Consider the following 15916-nt stretch of genomic DNA (forward strand, 5'->3'; position numbering starts at 1 on the left):
CGGGCAACCGGGCAGGTTCCGTCCCGGCTGGTGCTGAGGGAGCAAGACCATTCGGGTCGCTGACCTGGGGGGCTTCCTGAGCCAGGAATCCCCCTGCTTTGGCTGGGGGAGGGTTCAATTGCGCTGCTCCTAGAGAGATGCGGATGTGCGGCCGCTCCCTGCCCGTGAGCGAGGAGGCGGTTGTCACGCTACTGCCTACGCGAGGTCACGCTTGGCGGCGATCTTCGACGACAGGCTGTGGATGTCGATGAAGCCCTTGGCGGCGGACTGGTCGAAGGCGTCGCCGGTGTCGTAGGTGGCGAGGTCGAAGTCGTACAGCGACTGAGCCGAGCGCCGGCCGGTGACGACCGCGCGGCCGCCGTGGAGGGTCATCCGGATGTCGCCGGAGACATGCCGGCCGGCCTCGTCGATGAAGCCGTCCAGGGCGCGCTTGAGCGGGGAGAACCACTGGCCGTCGTAGACGAGTTCACCCCAGCGCTGTTCGACCTGGCGCTTGTAGCGGGCCAGTTCGCGCTCGACGGTGACGTTCTCCAGCTCCTGGTGGGCGGTGATCAGGGCGATCGCGCCGGGGGCCTCGTAGACCTCGCGGGACTTGATGCCGACGAGACGGTCCTCGACCATGTCGATCCGGCCGATGCCCTGGGCGCCGGCCCGCTCGTTGAGCTGCTGGACCGCCTGGAGGACGGTGACGGGCCTGCCGTCGATCGCGACCGGGACGCCCTTGGCGAAGGTGATGATCACCTCGTCGGGGTCGCGCGGGGCGGCCGGGTTCCTTGTGTACTCGTAGATGTCCTCGACCGGCGCGTTCCAGATGTCCTCGAGGAAGCCGGTCTCGACGGCGCGGCCGAAGACGTTCTGGTCGATGGAGTACGGGGACTTCCTGGTGGTCGCGATGGGGAGGTTCTTCTCCTCGCAGAACGCGATGGCCTTGTCGCGGGTCATCGCGTAGTCGCGGACCGGGGCGACGCACTTCAGGTCGGGGGCGAGGGCGGCGATGCCGGCCTCGAAGCGGACCTGGTCGTTGCCTTTGCCGGTGCAGCCGTGGGCGACGGTGGTGGCGCCGTGCTTGCCGGCGGCGGCGACCAGGTGCTTGACGATCACCGGCCGGGAGAGTGCGGAGACCAGCGGGTAGCGGTCCATGTAGAGGGCGTTGGCCTTGATCGCCGGGAGGCAGTACTCGTCGGCGAACTCGTCCCTGGCGTCGGCGACCTCGGCCTCCACGGCACCGCAGGCGAGGGCGCGCTTGCGGATGACGTCCAGGTCCTCGCCGCCCTGGCCGACGTCCACCGCGACGGCGATGACCTCGGCGCCCGTCTCCTCGGCGATCCAGCCGATGGCGACGGAGGTGTCCAGACCGCCCGAGTAGGCGAGTACGACGCGCTCGGTCACGGGTCTCTCCTCACAGTGCCCTGGCTTCTATGCATGAGTATGCAGAGTCATGCATGATTCGTCAATCGGCGCCGCCTCCGGCAACTCGAAGCGGACGTCCAAATTCCTTAGACAGCCGAAAGAAGTGCCCCGATAATCGTTGGACATGGGAAAGACCTATGAGCGCATAGACGGCAGGCTGCGCACGTTCATCGAGGAGCAGCCCCTCTTCTTCACCGCGACCGCCCCGCTGTCGGGCGACGGCACGGTCAACCTCTCGCCCAAGGGCCTCAAGGGCTGCTTCGCGGTGCTCGACGAGCACACCGTGGCCTATCTGGACTTCGCCGGATCCAACGCGGAGACCATCGCCCACCTGCGGGAGAACGGCAGGATCACCCTCATGTGGTGCGCCTTCCAGGGGCCGCCCAACATCGTGCGCGTGCACGGCCGGGGCGAGCCGGTCTTCCGCGACGACCCGCGTTTCGCGGAGCTCCTCGCCCGCTTCCCGGACATCGACGCCACCGCGCACGGGCTGCGCGCCGTCATCGTCGTCCATGCCGAACTGATCCGGGACACCTGCGGGTACGCGGTCCCCTTCATGGCGTACGAGGAGGACCGCGATCTGCACGGCAGGCGGTTCGCCCGCGAGGACGACGCCTCGCTGAGCGAGTACTTCGCCCGGAAGGAGCACGTAGCCACCAGCCTGGACGGGCTGCCGGGGCTGCCGTTGCCGCTGCCGCCGTCGCCGGTCTGAGCGGCGTGGTCAGCCGGTGCCGCCGCCCACCGCGTCGCCCGGCAGCCGCACCGTGAACGTCGTCGAACCCGTGCGGCTCTCCAGCTCCACGGTTCCGCCGTGGGCCTCGGTCACCGCTGCCACGATCGACAGACCGAGGCCCGCTCCGGCTCCGGCGCCGGCCGAGGGGCCGGTGCGGCGGCGGTCGGCGCGGGTGAAGCGGTCGAAGACGCCCGGGCGGATCTCCTCCGGGACGCCGGGGCCGTCGTCGTGGACGGACAGGGCCGCCGTGGCCGCGTCGGCCTCCAGGGTGACCGTCACCTTCGTACCCTCCGGGGTGTGCAGACGGGCGTTGGCCAGCAGGTTGGCCAGGACCTGCTGAAGCCGGTGGGCGTCGCCGGTCACCGTCACCGGCTCCTCCGGCAGGTCCAGCGCCCAGCGGTGCCCCGGGCCCACGGCCCGGGCGTCGGTCACCGCGTCCAGGACCAGGCGGGTGAGGTCGACCGGGCGGCGCTCCAGGGGACGGCCGGCGTCCAGCCGGGCCAGGAGCAGCATCTCGTCGACCATCTCGCCCATGCGCGCGGACTCGGCGGCGATGCGTTCCAGGGCGCGCGACACCTCGGGCGGTACCGGGCCGGGGTGCAGCAGGGCGAGTTCGGCGTGGCCGCGCACCGAGGCCACCGGGGTGCGCAGCTCGTGGCTGGCGTCGGCGGCGAAGCTGCGCAGCCGCTCCTCGCTGGCGTGCCGTTTGGTGAGCGCGTCCTCGACGTGGTGGAGCATCCGGTCGAAGGCGGTCGAGACCCGGCCCACCTCGCTGTGCGGGTCCGCCTCGGGTTCCCGGGGCGGCAGCGCCACCTCGCCGCTGGCCAGCGGCAGCTCGCTGACCCGGGTGGCGGTGGCCGCGACCCGGCTCAGCGGCCGCAGCGACCAGCGCACCCACAGGGCGCCGACGACTCCGGCTGCGGCCAGGGCGAGCCCGAAGACGCCGCCGGCGACCAGTTCCAGCCGGTGGACCGTGGCCCGTACCGGCTCCATCGGCAACCCGGTGACCAGCACGTCGCCGTCCCGGCCGGGCCAGGCGGCCAGCCGGTAGTCGCCCAGCGCCGACAGGCGCACGGTGTGGCCGTGGCGGTCCACCGGCAGCGTGGCCAGGGCCTCGCGGTCGGCGGCGGTGAGGGGGATGGCGAAGTCGGGGTGGGATCGGGAGGGGACGACCGCCGCGTGGGTCACCGCGCCGCCCAGCAGCCGGGCGCCGAACGTCTCGGCGGCCTGGCGGCGGGTGTCGCCGTGTTCGTCGCCGTCGTGGTCGGAGGGCTTGCCCGTGCCGGTGCCGGTGCCGGTGCCGGTGCCGGTGCCGTGTTCCAGGCTCTGCGCGAAGCTCGGTCCGGTCTGCTCCAGCTGCTGGTCGAGCCGGCCAATGAGGAAGCCGTTCAGCTCGACGACCGCGGCCACGCCGACGGCGGCGCAGCCGACGGCGAGCAGTACCACCAGGCCGAAGGTGAGCCGGGCGCGCAGCGTACGCGGCCGGGGCAGCCGCCCCGCCCGCCGTGCCACCCGTGCGAGCCGCGCCCTCACCGGACCGCCGGCTTCAGGACGTAGCCCGCCCCGCGCACCGTGTGGATCATGGGTTCGCGGCCCGCGTCCACCTTCTTGCGCAGGTAGGAGATGTACAGCTCCACCACGTGGGCCCGGCCGCCGAAGTCGTAGGACCAGACCCGGTCCAGGATCTGTGCCTTGCTGAGCACCCGGCGGGGGTTGCGCATCAGGAAGCGCAGCAGCTCGTACTCGGTCGGGGACAGCTCGATCAGCTCCCCGGCCCGGGTGACCTCGCGCGCGTCCTCGTCCATGACCAGGTCGCCCACGGTCAGCCGGGGGCCGTCGTCCGGCTGCCGGGCCATCCCGGCGCGGCGCAGCAGCCCGCGCAGCCGGGCGACCACCTCCTCCAGGCTGAACGGCTTGGTCACGTAGTCGTCGCCGCCCGCGGTGATCCCGGCGATGCGGTCCTCCACCGCGTCCCGCGCCGTGAGGAAGAGCACACAGACGTCAGGGCGCACGGCGTGCAGGTCCCGCAGCACGGCGAAGCCGTCGGTGTCGGGCAGCATCACGTCGAGCACGACGGCGTCGGGCCGCAGCTCACGGGCGCGGGCGACGGCGGTGGCGCCGTCACCGGCGGCTTCGACCTCCCAGCCCTGGTAGCGCAGGGCGCCGCAGAGCACCTCGGCGAGGTCCGGGTCGTCGTCGACGACCAGGACCCGGACGGGGGTGCCGTCAGGTCGGGTGAGCACGGGGAGACCGGGAGCGGCCGGGCGGGATGCGTTCATGGCTCTTCCAGCATCGCCGGTCGCGCGGCGGGGCGGTGCGTGAGGTGCCTCTGAGTTTTCTGTGAGTGGTGGCCGCGGCCCCCGTTCTCAGAGCTCTTTCAGAGGTTCGGCCCGCACAGTGGCGTCCTGGACCGGTGAAAGGACGTACGACAGATGACCACGGTGTACGAGCGACGGGCCGCACCGCCCGTCCCGGTGGTGCCCCGGCGTTCCCCGGCCGGTGCCGTACTGGCGCTGTTGTGGGCCGGGGCCGCCGGGGTGGTCGGCCTGTGGTGGTACGGCACCCCCTCCGTCGTCGGCTCGGCGGGCCTGCTGACCGGCGCGGGACGCATCGCGGGCCTGCTGTGCGGATACGCCTGCGCGGTCCTCGTCGGGCTGATGGCCCGGGTGCCGCTGCTGGAGCGGAGGGTCGGCTCGGACCGGGTGGCCCGCTGGCACGCGATGGCCGGCCGGTACACGGTCTGCCTGCTGGTCGCGCACGTGGTGCTGATCGTTCTCGGCTACGCGGCCCAGGACCGGGCCTCGGTCTGGCACGAGGCGCTCTCGATCGTCCTCGACTACCCGGAGATGCTGAAGGCCACCCTGGGGACGGTGATCCTCTTCGCCGTGGGCGTCACCTCGGCGCGCGCGGTGCGGCGCCGCACCAGCCACGAGTTCTGGTACTACGTGCACCTGCTCACCTACGCCGCCGTCTTCCTGGCCTTCGGGCACCAGCTGGCGCTGGGCGACCAGTTCAACGGCCACACCGTGGCCACGGCCGCCTGGTACGTGCTGTACCTCGGCGTCGCGGCCCTCGTGGCGTGGTTCCGGGTCCTGGCGCCGGTGCGGCTCAACCTGCGGCACCGGCTGCGGGTCGAGTCGGTGCACCGGGAGGCGCCCGGGGTGTACTCGGTGGTCGTGCGCGGCCACCGGCTGGACGAACTCGGGGCCCGGCCGGGTCAGTTCTTCCGCTGGCGGTTCCTCGCCGAGGGCATGGGATGGACCTCCACGCCGTACTCCCTGTCCGCGCCGCCCCGCCCGGACCTGCTGCGCATCACCGTGAAGGCGCTCGGCGACCACAGCGCGGCCGTGCCGCTGCTGCGGCCGGGCACCCGGGTGTGGGCGGAGGGCCCCTACGGTTCGCTGACCGCCGACCGGCGCACCGCGCACAAGTCGCTGCTGATCGCCGGCGGTGTCGGCATCACCCCGCTGCGGGCGCTGTTCGAGACGCTTCCCGGTGAGGTCACCCTGCTGTACCGGGCGCGCACGGCGGGGGACCTCGCCCTGGGGGGCGAGCTGGAGGCGATCGCGCGGTGGCGCGGGGCCCGGGTGCTGTACGCGCTCAACGGCCCGAGCGGGGAGCGCCCCGCCATCACCGTCGCGTCCCTGCGGGCGTCCGTCGCCGACCTGTCCGGGCACGACGTGTACCTCTGCGGTCCGCACGCCTTCGCGCAGGACCTGTACGAGGTGCTGCGCGCCGCCGGGGTGCCGGACCGGCGTATCCACCACGAGTCCTTCGAGCTGTGAGGCCCCGTTGCACGCGTTGAAGAAGAACCGTCCGCTGCGCCGTGTCGTCCTGGCGAGCGCCGCCACCGTCTCCGGGCTGGTGATGCTGTTGTCGCTGAAGCCGCACACCCCGCCGGAGATCGCCGCGGTGCCCGCCCCGGCCGCGTCCGCCGGCGCCGGTGCCTCCGCGGGCTCCGGCGGCGGATCCGGCAGCGGATCCAGCAGCGGATCCGGCAGCGGATCCAGCAGCGGATCCGGCAGCGGGTCCAGCAGCTCCAGCGGCACGAAGACCGTCACCGGCGAGACGGTGCAGACCCGCTGGGGTCCGGTCCAGGTGCGGATCACGCTGAAGAACGGCCGGATCACCGACGTGACCGCCGTCTCCTACCCCACGGACAACCCACGGGACCAGGAGATCAACAGCTACGCCCTCCCCCAGCTGAGGCGGGAGGCGCTGGCCGCGCAGAGCGCGGACATCGACTCGGTCTCGGGAGCGACGTACACGAGTGGCGGTTACCGCCAGTCGCTCCAGTCGGCACTGGACTCCGCCGGGCTGTGAACACTCGGCGCACGCGCCACGTATGTGTGGGCGGCCAAGGGTCCAATCCCACGGAGGAACCGTGACCACCACGCTCGCAGGAGGCCGCGCCGCCCGGCGCCAGACGATGCGCCGCATCCGGCCGCGCCGCTCCCCCGCCGTGCCGCTGCTGCTCGCCGTCGGGGCGGGCGCGGCGGGCGTCGTCTGGCTGTGGTGGATGAACACCCCCTCCATCGCCGACACGAACGGCAAGATCCTCAACGCGGGCCGCATCACCGGCCTGCTCGCCGGCTACCTGATGGCGCTGGTCGTGCTGCAGATGGCACGTGTGCCCGCCCTGGAGCGGCGAGTGGGCTCCGACCGGGTCGCCCGCTGGCACGCGATGAGCGGCCGGTACATGCTCTGCCTCGTCCTCGCACACGTGTTCCTGACCATGTGGGGCTACGCGCTCCAGGCGGGCCGGTCGCTCGGCGACATCGTCCGGCAGACGATCGACTCGGTCGACCAGCTGCCCGACATGGGCAAGGCGGCCATCGGCACCGGACTGCTGCTGGTCGTCGGGCTGGTGTCCGTCGGCCCGGTCCGCCGCCGGATGCCGTACGACACCTGGTACCACGTGCACCTGTTCACGTACGCGGCGGTGTTCCTGACGTTCTGGCACCAGATCACCACCGGCAACGACTTCGCCGTCGAACCGGTCGCCAAGACCTTCTGGTACGGGCTGTACGGCGGGGTGACCGCGCTGGTGGTCTGGTACCGGATCCTCACCCCGATCCGGCTGAACACGAAGCACCGGATGCGGGTCGAGGCGGTCGTCGAGGAGGCCCCGGGGATCGTGTCGGTACTGATCGGGGGCCGGAAGCTGCACCGGATGGGCGCGGAGGCCGGGCAGTTCTTCCGGTGGCGGTTCCTGGCGCCCGGCATGCGGTTCAGCTCCCACCCGTACTCGCTGTCGGCGGCGCCCCGCCCGGATCTGCTGCGCATCACCGTCAAGGCGATCGGCGACCACAGCGCCCGGCTGCGCGAACTCGAGCCCGGCACCCGGGTGTGGGCGGAGGGCCCGTACGGCGCGCTGACCGCTGCCCGGCGCAGCCGCGGCAAGGTGCTGCTGGTCGCGGGCGGTGTCGGCATCACCCCGATGCGGGCGCTGTTCGAGACGCTGCCCGGCGCGGCCGGTGACATCACCCTCCTCTACCGGGCCAACAGCACCCAGGACCTGGCCCTGTGGGACGAGCTGGCGAAGATCGCCGACGAACGCGGCGCCCGGCTGATGTACGCGGTCAACAGCCCCGACGGCGAACGCCCCGACATCTCCGCCGAGTCCCTGCGGCGGAAGATCGCCGACATAGACCGCCACGACGTCTTCATGTGCGGCCCGCCCGGTTTCGCGCAGTCGGTGTACGAGGCACTGCGCGGCGCGGGGGTTCCCGCGCGCCGCATCCATCACGAGTCGTTCGAGATGTAGCGACGGGACGTCAGGAGCTCATACGCGATGAGGAAGAGCCACCCCGTTCGGCGCGCGGTGCTCGCCGGCGCCGCCACCGTGTCCGGGATCGTGCTGCTGCTGTCGCTGAAGCCGGCCTCCGGCCCGGCTTCCGCCTCGGCCGTCGGCGCGGCCCCCCAGCAGACGGCGGCGGCACAGCCGTCCGCGGCCGCGCAGGAGTCGCCGCAGGGGGGCAGCGGTGCCCAGCGCACGGGCACCCGGACCGTCACCGGGGACGCGGCCCAGACGCAGTACGGCGCCGTCCAGGTCCGGCTGACCGTGAGCGGCGGGAAGATCGTCAAGGCGGAGGCGGTGCAGGCGCCCAAGGGGGGTCTCAGCGACCAGAAGACCGCCATGGCGGTCCCGAAACTCAACCAGGAGGCGGTCGCCGCGCAGAGCGCGGACATCGACGCGGTGTCCGGGGCGACCTACACCAGCGGCGGCTACCGGAAGTCGCTGCAGTCGGCTCTGGACCAGGTCCATGGGTGAGGCCGTGGCGGAGCCGGTGAACGCTCCCGCCGCGGTGCGTCACGCGGAGGAGGTCATGGGGACGGTCTTCTCCTTCGACGTCCGCGGCGGGGAACCCGAGGCGGTCGGTGCGGCGCTGCGCGAGGCGGTCGCCGGGCTGCACCGCGCCGACAGGCGGTTCAGCACCTATCGCCACGACAGCCAGGTCTCGCGGCTGGCGCGCGGTGAACTCACCGTGGCGGACTGCGATCCGGAGGTCGCGGAGGTCCTGGAGCTGGGCGCCGAGGCGGAGCGGATCAGCGAGGGCTGGTTCAGCCTGCGCTACCAGGGGCGGCTGGATCCGACCGGGATCGTCAAGGGCTGGGCGGCCGAACGGGCGGCCCGGCGGATCGCGGCGGCGGGTGCGACCGGGGTGAGCGTGAACGGCGGCGGGGACGTGCAGCTGCTGGGCTCCCCGGAGGCGCAGCGGGCGTGGCGGGTGGGCGTGTCGGATCCGGTGCGCACCGGCGGCCTGGCGGCGGTGGTCTCGGCGGCCGGCGCGGAGGAGTTGGCGGTGGCCACGTCCGGGACCGCCGAGCGGGGGGCCCATATCGTCGATCCGCGCACCGGCCGCTCGGCGGTGACCGACCTGGTGTCGGTCACCGTGGTCGCGCCACGGCTGACCTGGGCGGACTGCTGGGCGACCGCCGCGTTCGCGATGGGCTCGCGGGAGGGGCTGGCCTGGTTGCAGGCGCTGCCGGAGGTGGAGGCGCTGCTGATCACGGCGGGGGACGAGGTGCGGTGCACGGACGGGTTGGCCGCCTGGCTGGGTTGACGCACGCCTGCGGGCCGCGTGCATGCGTCGGCCTGTCGCGCCGTCGTGCCGCGGGGTCGGTGGGGCGCTCACCGAGTGTGCGGGGTGCCTCCCCCACGCTCGAATGCGCTCGCGCGGGGGCACCCCCACCGCCCGCCCGTGCCGCCCCGGGGTACCTCCCAGGCGTCAAGCACTGGGGGAGGCACGACTGCCCGCAGCTGAGCTAGTGGCCGTTCTGGGCCAGGCGCAGCAGGTGGTCCGCCAGGGCCTGGCCGCCGGTCGGGTCGCGGCTGATCAGGAGCAGGGTGTCGTCGCCGGCGATCGTGCCCAGGATGTCCTGGAGCTCGGCCTGGTCGATCGCCGAGGCGAGGAACTGTGCCGCGCCGGGAGGCGTGCGCAGGACGACGAGGTTGGCGGAGGCCTCCGCGGAGATCAGCAGCTCCTGGGAGAGCCGCCGCATCCGCTCCTCCTTCGCCGACTCCCCCAGCGGCGCGCGCGGCGTGCGGAAGCCGCCCTCGCTCGGCACGGCGTAGATGAGGTCGCCGTCCGTGTTGCGGATCTTCACCGCGTTCAGCTCGTCCAGGTCCCTGGACAGGGTCGCCTGGGTGACGCTCAGCCCGTCGTCGGCGAGGAGCTTCGCCAGCTGGCTCTGCGAGCGCACCGGTTGCCGGTTGAGGATGTCCACGATCCGGCGGTGGCGTGCGGTGCGGGTCTGCGGCACGGCGGGACCGGTGGCCCCGGCGTCGGCGTACCCGTTGTCCTGTGCCTGACTCATCGTCGTCTCATTCTCCGGATCGTCCGTCCCCGTCGGCCACGTCCAGGACGCCGGGCAGCGCCCCGAGGAAGGCGTCCGCCTCGTCGTCGCGGAGGTTCAGCGGCGGCATCAGCCGTACGACGTCCGGGGCGGGCGCGTTCACCAGGAACCCGGCCTCCTGGGCCGCCTGCTGCACCTGTGGCGCGTGCGGCCCGGTGAGCACGATACCCAGCAGCAGGCCCGCGCCCCGGACGTGGGAGACCAGCGGGTGGCCGAGGGCCTCGACGCCGCCCCGGAGCTTCTCGCTCTGCCGCTTGACGTTCTCCAGCAGCCCCTCGTCCGCGATCGTGTCCAGGACGGCGAGCCCGGCGGCGCAGGCGACCGGGTTGCCGCCGAAGGTCGTGCCGTGCTGGCCGGGCTGGAGCAGTTCGGCGGCCCGTCCGAAGGCGACGGTGGCGCCGAGCGGCAGCCCGCCGCCGAGCCCCTTGGCGAGCGTGACCACGTCGGGCAGGACTCCCTCGTGGGCCTGGTACTCGAACCAGTTCCCGGTACGGCCGACGCCGGTCTGGACCTCGTCCAGGACCAGCAGGGCACCCGTGGCCGCGGTGATCGCCCGGGCCGCCTTGAGATAGCCGGCCGGGGGCACCACGACCCCGTTCTCGCCCTGGATCGGCTCGACGATCACCAGGGCCGTCTCCTCCGTCACCGCGGCGGCCAGCGCCTGCGCGTCGCCGTACGGGACGTGGGTGACGTCACCGGGCAGCGGCACGAAGGGGGCCTGCTTGCCGGGCTGGCCGGTGAGCGCGAGGGCGCCCATCGTACGGCCGTGGAAGCCGCCCTGGGTCGCGACCATGTGGGTGCGCCCGGTCAGCCGGCCGATCTTGAAGGCGCCCTCGTTGGCCTCGGCGCCGGAGTTGCAGAAGTAGACCTTGCCGTCCCGGCCGAAGAGCTGGAGCAGCCGTTCGGCGAGGGCGACGGGCGGCTCGGCGATGAAGAGGTTGGAGACGTGGCCGAGGGAGGCGATCTGCCGGCTGACGGCCTCGACGACGGCCGGGTGCGCGTGACCGAGCGCGTTGACCGCGATCCCGCCGACGAGGTCGAGGTACTGCTTGCCGTCGGCGTCCCACAGCTTGGCGCCCTCGCCGCGCACCAGCGGCAGGCGCGGGGTGCCGTAGTTGTTCATGAGCGCGCCCTGCCACCGCACGGTCAGCTCCTGGTTGCTCATGACTCCCCCTGTTCGTCCGGCACGACCATGGTGCCGATGCCCTCGTCGGTGAAGATCTCCAGCAGGATCGAGTGCTGGACCCGGCCGTCGATGACGCGGGCGGTGTGCACTCCGTTGCGTACGGCGTGCAGGCAGCCCTCCATCTTCGGCACCATGCCGGAGGACAGCTCCGGCAGCAGTTTCTCCAGCTGGGACGCGGTGAGCCGGCTGATCACCTCGTCGGAGTCCGGCCAGTCCTCGTAGAGGCCCTCGACGTCGGTGAGGACCATGAGGGTCTCGGCGCCCAGTGCCGCAGCGAGTGCCGCAGCCGCCGTATCAGCATTGACGTTGTAGACATGTCCGTCGTCCTGACTGCGGGCGATGGAGGAGACGACCGGGATGCGGCCGTCGGCGAGCAGCGCCTCGATGGCGCCCGTGTCGATGTCGGTGATCTCGCCCACCCGCCCGATGTCGACCGGCTCGCCGTCGATCTCGGGGGTGTGCTTGGTGGCGGTGATGGTGTGCGCGTCCTCGCCGGTGAGGCCGACGGCGAGCGGGCCGTGCTGGTTGAGCAGCCCGACCAGCTCGCGCTGCACCTGCCCGGCCAGCACCATCCGTACGACGTCCATGGCGTCCTCGGTGGTGACCCGCAGGCCCGCCTTGAACTCGCTGACGATGCCGTGCCTGTCGAGGGCGGCGCTGATCTGCGGGCCGCCGCCGTGCACCACGACCGGCTTGAGGCCGGCGTGCCGCAGGAAGACGACGTCCTGGGCGAAGGCGGACTTCAGTTCCTCGTTCACCATGGCGTTGCCGCCGAACTTGATGACGACGATCTTGCCGTGGTGCCGGGTCAGCCAGGGCAGCGCCTCGATGAGGATCTGTGCCTTCGGCAGGGCCGTGTGCTTACGAGTCGGGGACTTTCGCTCTTGTGGGTGATTGACCGTCATAGCCGACTTTCGGAAGGATCTCGGACCAGCCGCCGGGCGGGCGGTGTTGGCCTGCGGAGGCGATGTAAGACTCATCCCGGACTCGTCCGGGGCGAGCAGTCGCCGGTGAAACAGGAACCCTCGTCGGCGACGACGGGGACCCGCGACAACCAAGCGGGCACGTCAAGACGAGTACGCGCTGTTCTCGTGGACATAGTCGGCCGTCAGGTCGTTGGTCCAGATGGTCGCAGACTCACTGCCTGCCGCGAGGTCCGCCAGGATGTGGACCTCGCGGTAGCGCATGTCGACCTTCTCGCGGTCCTCGCCGACGGAGCCGTTCTTGCAGACCCAGACGCCGTTGATGGCGACGTTCAGCCGGTCCGGCTCGAAGGCGGCCCCGGTCGTGCCGATCGCGGAGAGCACACGGCCCCAGTTGGGGTCCTCGCCGTGGATGGCGCACTTGAGGAGGTTGTTGCGGGCGATGGAGCGGCCCACCTCCACGGCGTCGTCCTCGCTCGCCGCGTTGATCACCTCGACCTTGATGTCCTTGGAGGCGCCCTCGGCGTCGCCGATGAGCTGCCGGCCGAGGTCGTCGCAGACCTGCCGGACCGCCTCGGCGAACTCGTCGTACTCCGGGGTGATGCCGGAGGAGCCGGAGGAGAGCAGCAGCACGGTGTCGTTGGTGGACATGCAGCCGTCGGAGTCGACGCGGTCGAAGGTGACCTTGGTGGCCGCGCGCAGGGCCCGGTCCAGGGTCTGGTCGTCGAGGTCGGCGTCGGTGGTGAGGACGACCAGCATGGTGGCCAGGCCCGGGGCGAGCATGCCGGCGCCCTTGGCCATGCCGCCGACGGTCCAGCCGTCCTTGGTGACCACGGAGGTCTTGTGGACGGTGTCGGTGGTCTTGATGGCGATGGCGGCCTTCTCGCCGCCGTGCTCGGAGAGCTGGGCGGCGGCCGTCTCGACGCCCGGCAGCAGCTTGTCCATCGGGAGCAGCACGCCGATCAGGCCGGTGGAGCAGACGGCGACCTCGATGGCGCCCCTGCCGAGGACCTCCGCGGCCTTCTCGGCGGTGGCGTGGGTGTCCTGGAATCCCTTGGGGCCGGTGCAGGCGTTGGCGCCGCCGGAGTTGAGCACGACGGCCGACACCTGGCCGCCCTTCATGACCTGCTCGGACCACAGCACCGGCGCGGCCTTGACGCGGTTGGAGGTGAAGACGCCCGCGGCGGCGCGGCGGGGCCCGTTGTTGACCACGAGGGCCAGGTCCGGGTTGCCGTTCTCCTTGATCCCGGCGGCGATGCCCGCCGCCTGGAATCCCTTGGCTGCCGTGACGCTCACGGTGCGACTCCGATCGTGGAAAGTCCGGTCTCCTCGGGAAGTCCGAGGGCGATGTTCATGCTCTGCACGGCACCGCCCGCGGTGCCCTTGGTCAGGTTGTCGATGGCGCTGATCGCGATGACGCGGTGCGCGGCGGGGTCGTACGCCACCTGGATCTGCGCGGCGTTGGAGCCGTACACGGAGGCGGTGGCGGGCCACTGGTCCTCCGGAAGGAGGTGGACGAAGGGCTCGTCGGCGTAGGCCTTCTCGTAGGCGGCGCGCACGGACTCGGCGGTGACGCCGTCGCGGGCCCTGGCGCTGCAGGTGGCGAGGATGCCGCGGGGCATCGGCGCGAGGGTGGGCGTGAAGGAGACGGTGACCGGCGCGGCCGCGGCCGCGCTGAGGTTCTGGATCATCTCGGGGGTGTGCCGGTGGCCGCCGCCGACGCCGTACGGCGACATGGAGCCCATGACCTCGGAGCCGAGCAGATGGGGCTTGGGTGCCTTGCCCGCCCCGGAGGTGCCGGAGGCGGCGACGATCACGGCCTCGTTCTCGACGAGGGAGCCGGCGTAGGCCGGGACGAGGGCCAGGGAGGCGGCGGTGGGGTAGCAACCGGGCACCGCGATGCGCTTGGACCCCTCCAGCGCAGCGCGGCCACCCGGAAGTTCGGGGAGGCCGTAGGGCCAGGTGCCGGCGTGCGGGGAGCCGTAGAACCGCTCCCAGTCGGCCGGGTCCTTCAGCCGGAAGTCGGCGCCCATGTCGATGACCAGGACGTCGGGGCCGAGCTGCTCGGCGACGGCAGCGGACTGGCCGTGCGGCAGCGCGAGGAAGACGACATCGTGCCCGGCGAGTGCCCCGGGGGTGGTCTCGGCGAGCACCCGGTCGGCCAGCGGCAGCAGGTGCGGCTGGAGCGCGCCGAGCCGCTGGCCGGCGTTGGAGTTGCCGGTCAGCGCGCCGATCTCGACCTCGGGGTGCGCCAGCAGCAGACGCAGTGCTTCTCCGCCCGCGTATCCGCTCGCTCCGGCGACCGCCACACGTACAGCCATGGACCCTCCTCCTCGATGGCATGACTATACGTATCGCTGCACGTTTATGCAATCTCCTCCGCGGGGTCGGCCTTGGGCAGCATGATCCAGCGGGAGACCACGAAGGTCACCGGGATCGCGGCCGCCGAGGCGAGCAGGGGGGCGAACCGGCTGCCGGCGTGCAGCATGTCGACGATCACGTACACACCGGCCGTGGTGATCACGAAATTCGCGGCGTTCGTCAGCGGGAACAACAGGAATTTCCGCCAGGTCGGCCGGGTCCGGTAGGTGAAGCGCGCGTTCAGGAAAAAGGAACCGATCATACTGAGCAGGAACGCGAGAACGTGCGCCAGGAGGTAGGGCAAACGCGTGAGGAACAGCAGGTAAAGGCCGTAGTACGTGCCGGTGTTGACGACGCCGACCACGGCGAAGGTCGCGATCTGTCTCGGCATCTGTCTCGGCATCTGTCTCGGCTTGTTTCTCGGCGTGTTTCTCGGCGTCTGTCTGGACATCCGCCTCGGCGTCGGGCGGGTCGTCGCGGTACGCATCAGGGAATGAGGTCCTTCGTCCGTTCCACGTTGGTCGCCTTCACCAGGAAGTGCGGGCGTCCCTTGACCTCGTAGTAGATCCGGCCGGTGTACTCCCCGATGACGCCCAGCATCACCATCTGCACCCCCGCGAGCGCGGTGACGGCGGTGATGATGGTGACATATCCTGGCGTCTCCACGCCGTTGACGAGCGCGGCGCCCACGATCCACGCCGTGTAGAGCCCGGCACACGTCAGCAGGGCCATGCCGAGGTGGAGGGCGGCGCGCAGCGGCCTGTTGTTGAACGACAGCAGCCCGTCGAGCCCGTAGTTGAGCAGGGACTTCAGGGTCCAGGAACTGCGGCCGTGCTCGCGTACGGCGTTCTCGTACTCGAAGGTGGTGCTGGGGAAGCCCACCCACGCGAACAGGCCCTTGGAGAAGCGGTTGTACTCGGTCAGGGCCAGCACCGCGTCCACCACGCGCCGCGACAGCAGCCGGAAGTCACCCACCCCGTCGACCAGTTCGACGTCGACGAGCCGGTTGACCAGCCGGTAGTACAGACGGGCGGTGAGGGTGCGGGTGAACCGGTCGCCGCGCCTGCTGCGCCGGGCGAGGACCTGGTCGTAGCCCTGGCCGCGCAGCTCGACCATGCGCCCGATCAGCTCCGGCGGGTGCTGGAGGTCGGCGTCCATGACCACCACCGAGTCACCGGAGGCGTGGCGCAGACCGGCGAGCAGGGCGGCCTCCTTGCCGAAGTTGCGGCTGAAGGAGACATAGCGGACGCGCGGGTCGCGGTCGGCGAGCTGTTCCAGGAGGCTGAGCGTCCGGTCGCGGCTGCCGTCGTCGACGTAGACGAACTCCATGTCGTGGCCGAGCGGCAGCAGGTCGTCGGCGACCTTCTGCACGGCGGCGTGGAAGCGTTCGATGACGTCTTCCTCGTTGTAGCAGGGGGCGACGATCGAGATGAGCATGGTTCT

General features: G+C 71.8%; 15 protein-coding genes and 1 pseudogene. 6 read left to right on the plus strand and 10 right to left on the minus strand.

The window, feature by feature from the left end; genetic code table 11:
• Window positions 1–195 precede the first annotated feature (195 nt).
• Window positions 196–1389 carry an argininosuccinate synthase gene (locus R2S09_RS03625; RefSeq protein ID WP_306190198.1) on the minus strand — a complete coding sequence of 398 codons (1194 nt, stop codon included), beginning with the start codon at window positions 1387–1389 and terminating at the stop codon, window positions 196–198.
• 145 nt (window positions 1390–1534) lie between these two features.
• Between R2S09_RS03625 and R2S09_RS03630 the strand changes: the two genes are divergently transcribed.
• Window positions 1535–2122, plus strand: coding sequence for a pyridoxamine 5'-phosphate oxidase family protein (locus R2S09_RS03630; RefSeq protein ID WP_306190199.1), 588 nt, complete (start codon window positions 1535–1537; stop codon window positions 2120–2122).
• A 9-nt stretch (window positions 2123–2131) separates the two neighbouring features.
• Here R2S09_RS03630 and R2S09_RS03635 read toward each other — a convergent pair whose 3' ends face one another.
• Together R2S09_RS03635 and R2S09_RS03640 are read right to left on the minus strand one after the other, a co-directional pair.
• Window positions 2132–3655 (minus strand): HAMP domain-containing sensor histidine kinase, encoded by a 1524-nt coding sequence (locus tag R2S09_RS03635; protein ID WP_316739719.1) that lies wholly within the window; start codon window positions 3653–3655, stop codon window positions 2132–2134.
• Window positions 3656–3672: 17 nt separating this feature from the next.
• Complete coding sequence (locus R2S09_RS03640; RefSeq protein ID WP_306190201.1) at window positions 3673–4422, minus strand: response regulator transcription factor; 750 nt, start codon at window positions 4420–4422, stop codon at window positions 3673–3675.
• Between the two features lie 153 nt (window positions 4423–4575).
• Between R2S09_RS03640 and R2S09_RS03645 the strand changes: the two genes are divergently transcribed.
• The 5 genes and pseudogenes from R2S09_RS03645 (at window position 4576) to R2S09_RS03665 (ending at window position 9210) form a co-directional block, all read left to right on the plus strand.
• On the plus strand, window positions 4576–5928 hold the full coding sequence (locus R2S09_RS03645; protein WP_316739721.1) for a ferredoxin reductase family protein: 1353 nt from the start codon (window positions 4576–4578) through the stop codon (window positions 5926–5928).
• Window positions 5929–5935: 7 nt separating this feature from the next.
• Entirely contained in the window at window positions 5936–6466 is a 531-nt protein-coding gene (locus tag R2S09_RS03650; RefSeq protein WP_316739723.1) for an FMN-binding protein, read from the plus strand.
• A 61-nt stretch (window positions 6467–6527) separates the two neighbouring features.
• Entirely contained in the window at window positions 6528–7910 is a 1383-nt protein-coding gene (locus R2S09_RS03655) for a ferredoxin reductase family protein (RefSeq protein WP_316739725.1), read from the plus strand.
• 27 nt (window positions 7911–7937) lie between these two features.
• Window positions 7938–8408: pseudogene (locus R2S09_RS03660) on the plus strand (FMN-binding protein); the annotation flags it as partial.
• Window position 8409: 1 nt separating this feature from the next.
• Window positions 8410–9210, plus strand: a complete 801-nt coding sequence (locus tag R2S09_RS03665; RefSeq protein ID WP_316739726.1) for an FAD:protein FMN transferase — start codon at window positions 8410–8412, stop codon at window positions 9208–9210.
• Window positions 9211–9412: 202 nt separating this feature from the next.
• On the opposite strand, the gene R2S09_RS03670 is transcribed toward R2S09_RS03665, so the two are convergent.
• The 7 genes from R2S09_RS03670 to R2S09_RS03700 form a co-directional block, all read right to left on the minus strand.
• The gene (locus R2S09_RS03670; RefSeq protein ID WP_306190206.1) at window positions 9413–9964 is read right to left on the minus strand and encodes an arginine repressor; all 552 of its coding nucleotides are present in this window, start codon (window positions 9962–9964) and stop codon (window positions 9413–9415) included.
• 7 nt (window positions 9965–9971) lie between these two features.
• Window positions 9972–11168 (minus strand): acetylornithine transaminase, encoded by a 1197-nt coding sequence (locus R2S09_RS03675; RefSeq protein ID WP_316739728.1) that lies wholly within the window; start codon window positions 11166–11168, stop codon window positions 9972–9974.
• Window positions 11165–12094: an acetylglutamate kinase gene (gene argB, locus R2S09_RS03680; protein WP_306190208.1), complete on the minus strand. Its 930-nt coding sequence runs from the start codon at window positions 12092–12094 to the stop codon at window positions 11165–11167. Before argB ends, R2S09_RS03675 begins: the two co-directional genes overlap by 4 nt.
• Window positions 12095–12256: 162 nt before the next feature.
• Window positions 12257–13408 (minus strand): bifunctional glutamate N-acetyltransferase/amino-acid acetyltransferase ArgJ, encoded by a 1152-nt coding sequence (gene argJ / locus R2S09_RS03685; RefSeq protein ID WP_306190209.1) that lies wholly within the window; start codon window positions 13406–13408, stop codon window positions 12257–12259.
• A complete protein-coding gene (gene argC, locus R2S09_RS03690) occupies window positions 13405–14433 on the minus strand; it encodes an N-acetyl-gamma-glutamyl-phosphate reductase (RefSeq protein ID WP_306190210.1) in 1029 nt (342 codons plus the stop codon). Before argC ends, argJ begins: the two co-directional genes overlap by 4 nt.
• 44 nt (window positions 14434–14477) lie before the next feature.
• Entirely contained in the window at window positions 14478–14864 is a 387-nt protein-coding gene (locus R2S09_RS03695; RefSeq protein WP_316739729.1) for a GtrA family protein, read from the minus strand.
• A 95-nt stretch (window positions 14865–14959) separates the two neighbouring features.
• The gene (locus R2S09_RS03700) at window positions 14960–15910 is read right to left on the minus strand and encodes a glycosyltransferase family 2 protein (RefSeq protein WP_306190212.1); all 951 of its coding nucleotides are present in this window, start codon (window positions 15908–15910) and stop codon (window positions 14960–14962) included.
• Window positions 15911–15916: the final 6 nt, after the last annotated feature.

The organism is Streptomyces sp. MK7, from assembly GCF_032658145.1.
GTDB classification, from domain to species: Bacteria; Actinomycetota; Actinomycetes; order Streptomycetales; family Streptomycetaceae; genus Streptomyces; species Streptomyces spiralis.

Bases quoted from the DNA above. Each gene is read 5' to 3' on its own strand.
- R2S09_RS03630 (WP_306190199.1), top strand. From the start codon at position 1,535: ATGGGAAAGACCTATGAGCGCATAGACGGCAGGCTGCGCACGTTCATC.
- R2S09_RS03640 (WP_306190201.1), bottom strand. From the start codon at position 4,422: ATGAACGCATCCCGCCCGGCCGCTCCCGGTCTCCCCGTGCTCACCCGA.
- R2S09_RS03645 (WP_316739721.1), top strand. From the start codon at position 4,576: ATGACCACGGTGTACGAGCGACGGGCCGCACCGCCCGTCCCGGTGGTG.
- R2S09_RS03665 (WP_316739726.1), top strand. From the start codon at position 8,410: ATGGGTGAGGCCGTGGCGGAGCCGGTGAACGCTCCCGCCGCGGTGCGT.
- R2S09_RS03670 (WP_306190206.1), bottom strand. From the start codon at position 9,964: ATGAGTCAGGCACAGGACAACGGGTACGCCGACGCCGGGGCCACCGGT.
- R2S09_RS03675 (WP_316739728.1), bottom strand. From the start codon at position 11,168: ATGAGCAACCAGGAGCTGACCGTGCGGTGGCAGGGCGCGCTCATGAAC.
- argB (WP_306190208.1), bottom strand. From the start codon at position 12,094: ATGACGGTCAATCACCCACAAGAGCGAAAGTCCCCGACTCGTAAGCAC.
- argC (WP_306190210.1), bottom strand. From the start codon at position 14,433: ATGGCTGTACGTGTGGCGGTCGCCGGAGCGAGCGGATACGCGGGCGGA.
- R2S09_RS03695 (WP_316739729.1), bottom strand. From the start codon at position 14,864: ATGCCGAGACAGATCGCGACCTTCGCCGTGGTCGGCGTCGTCAACACC.
- R2S09_RS03700 (WP_306190212.1), bottom strand. From the start codon at position 15,910: ATGCTCATCTCGATCGTCGCCCCCTGCTACAACGAGGAAGACGTCATC.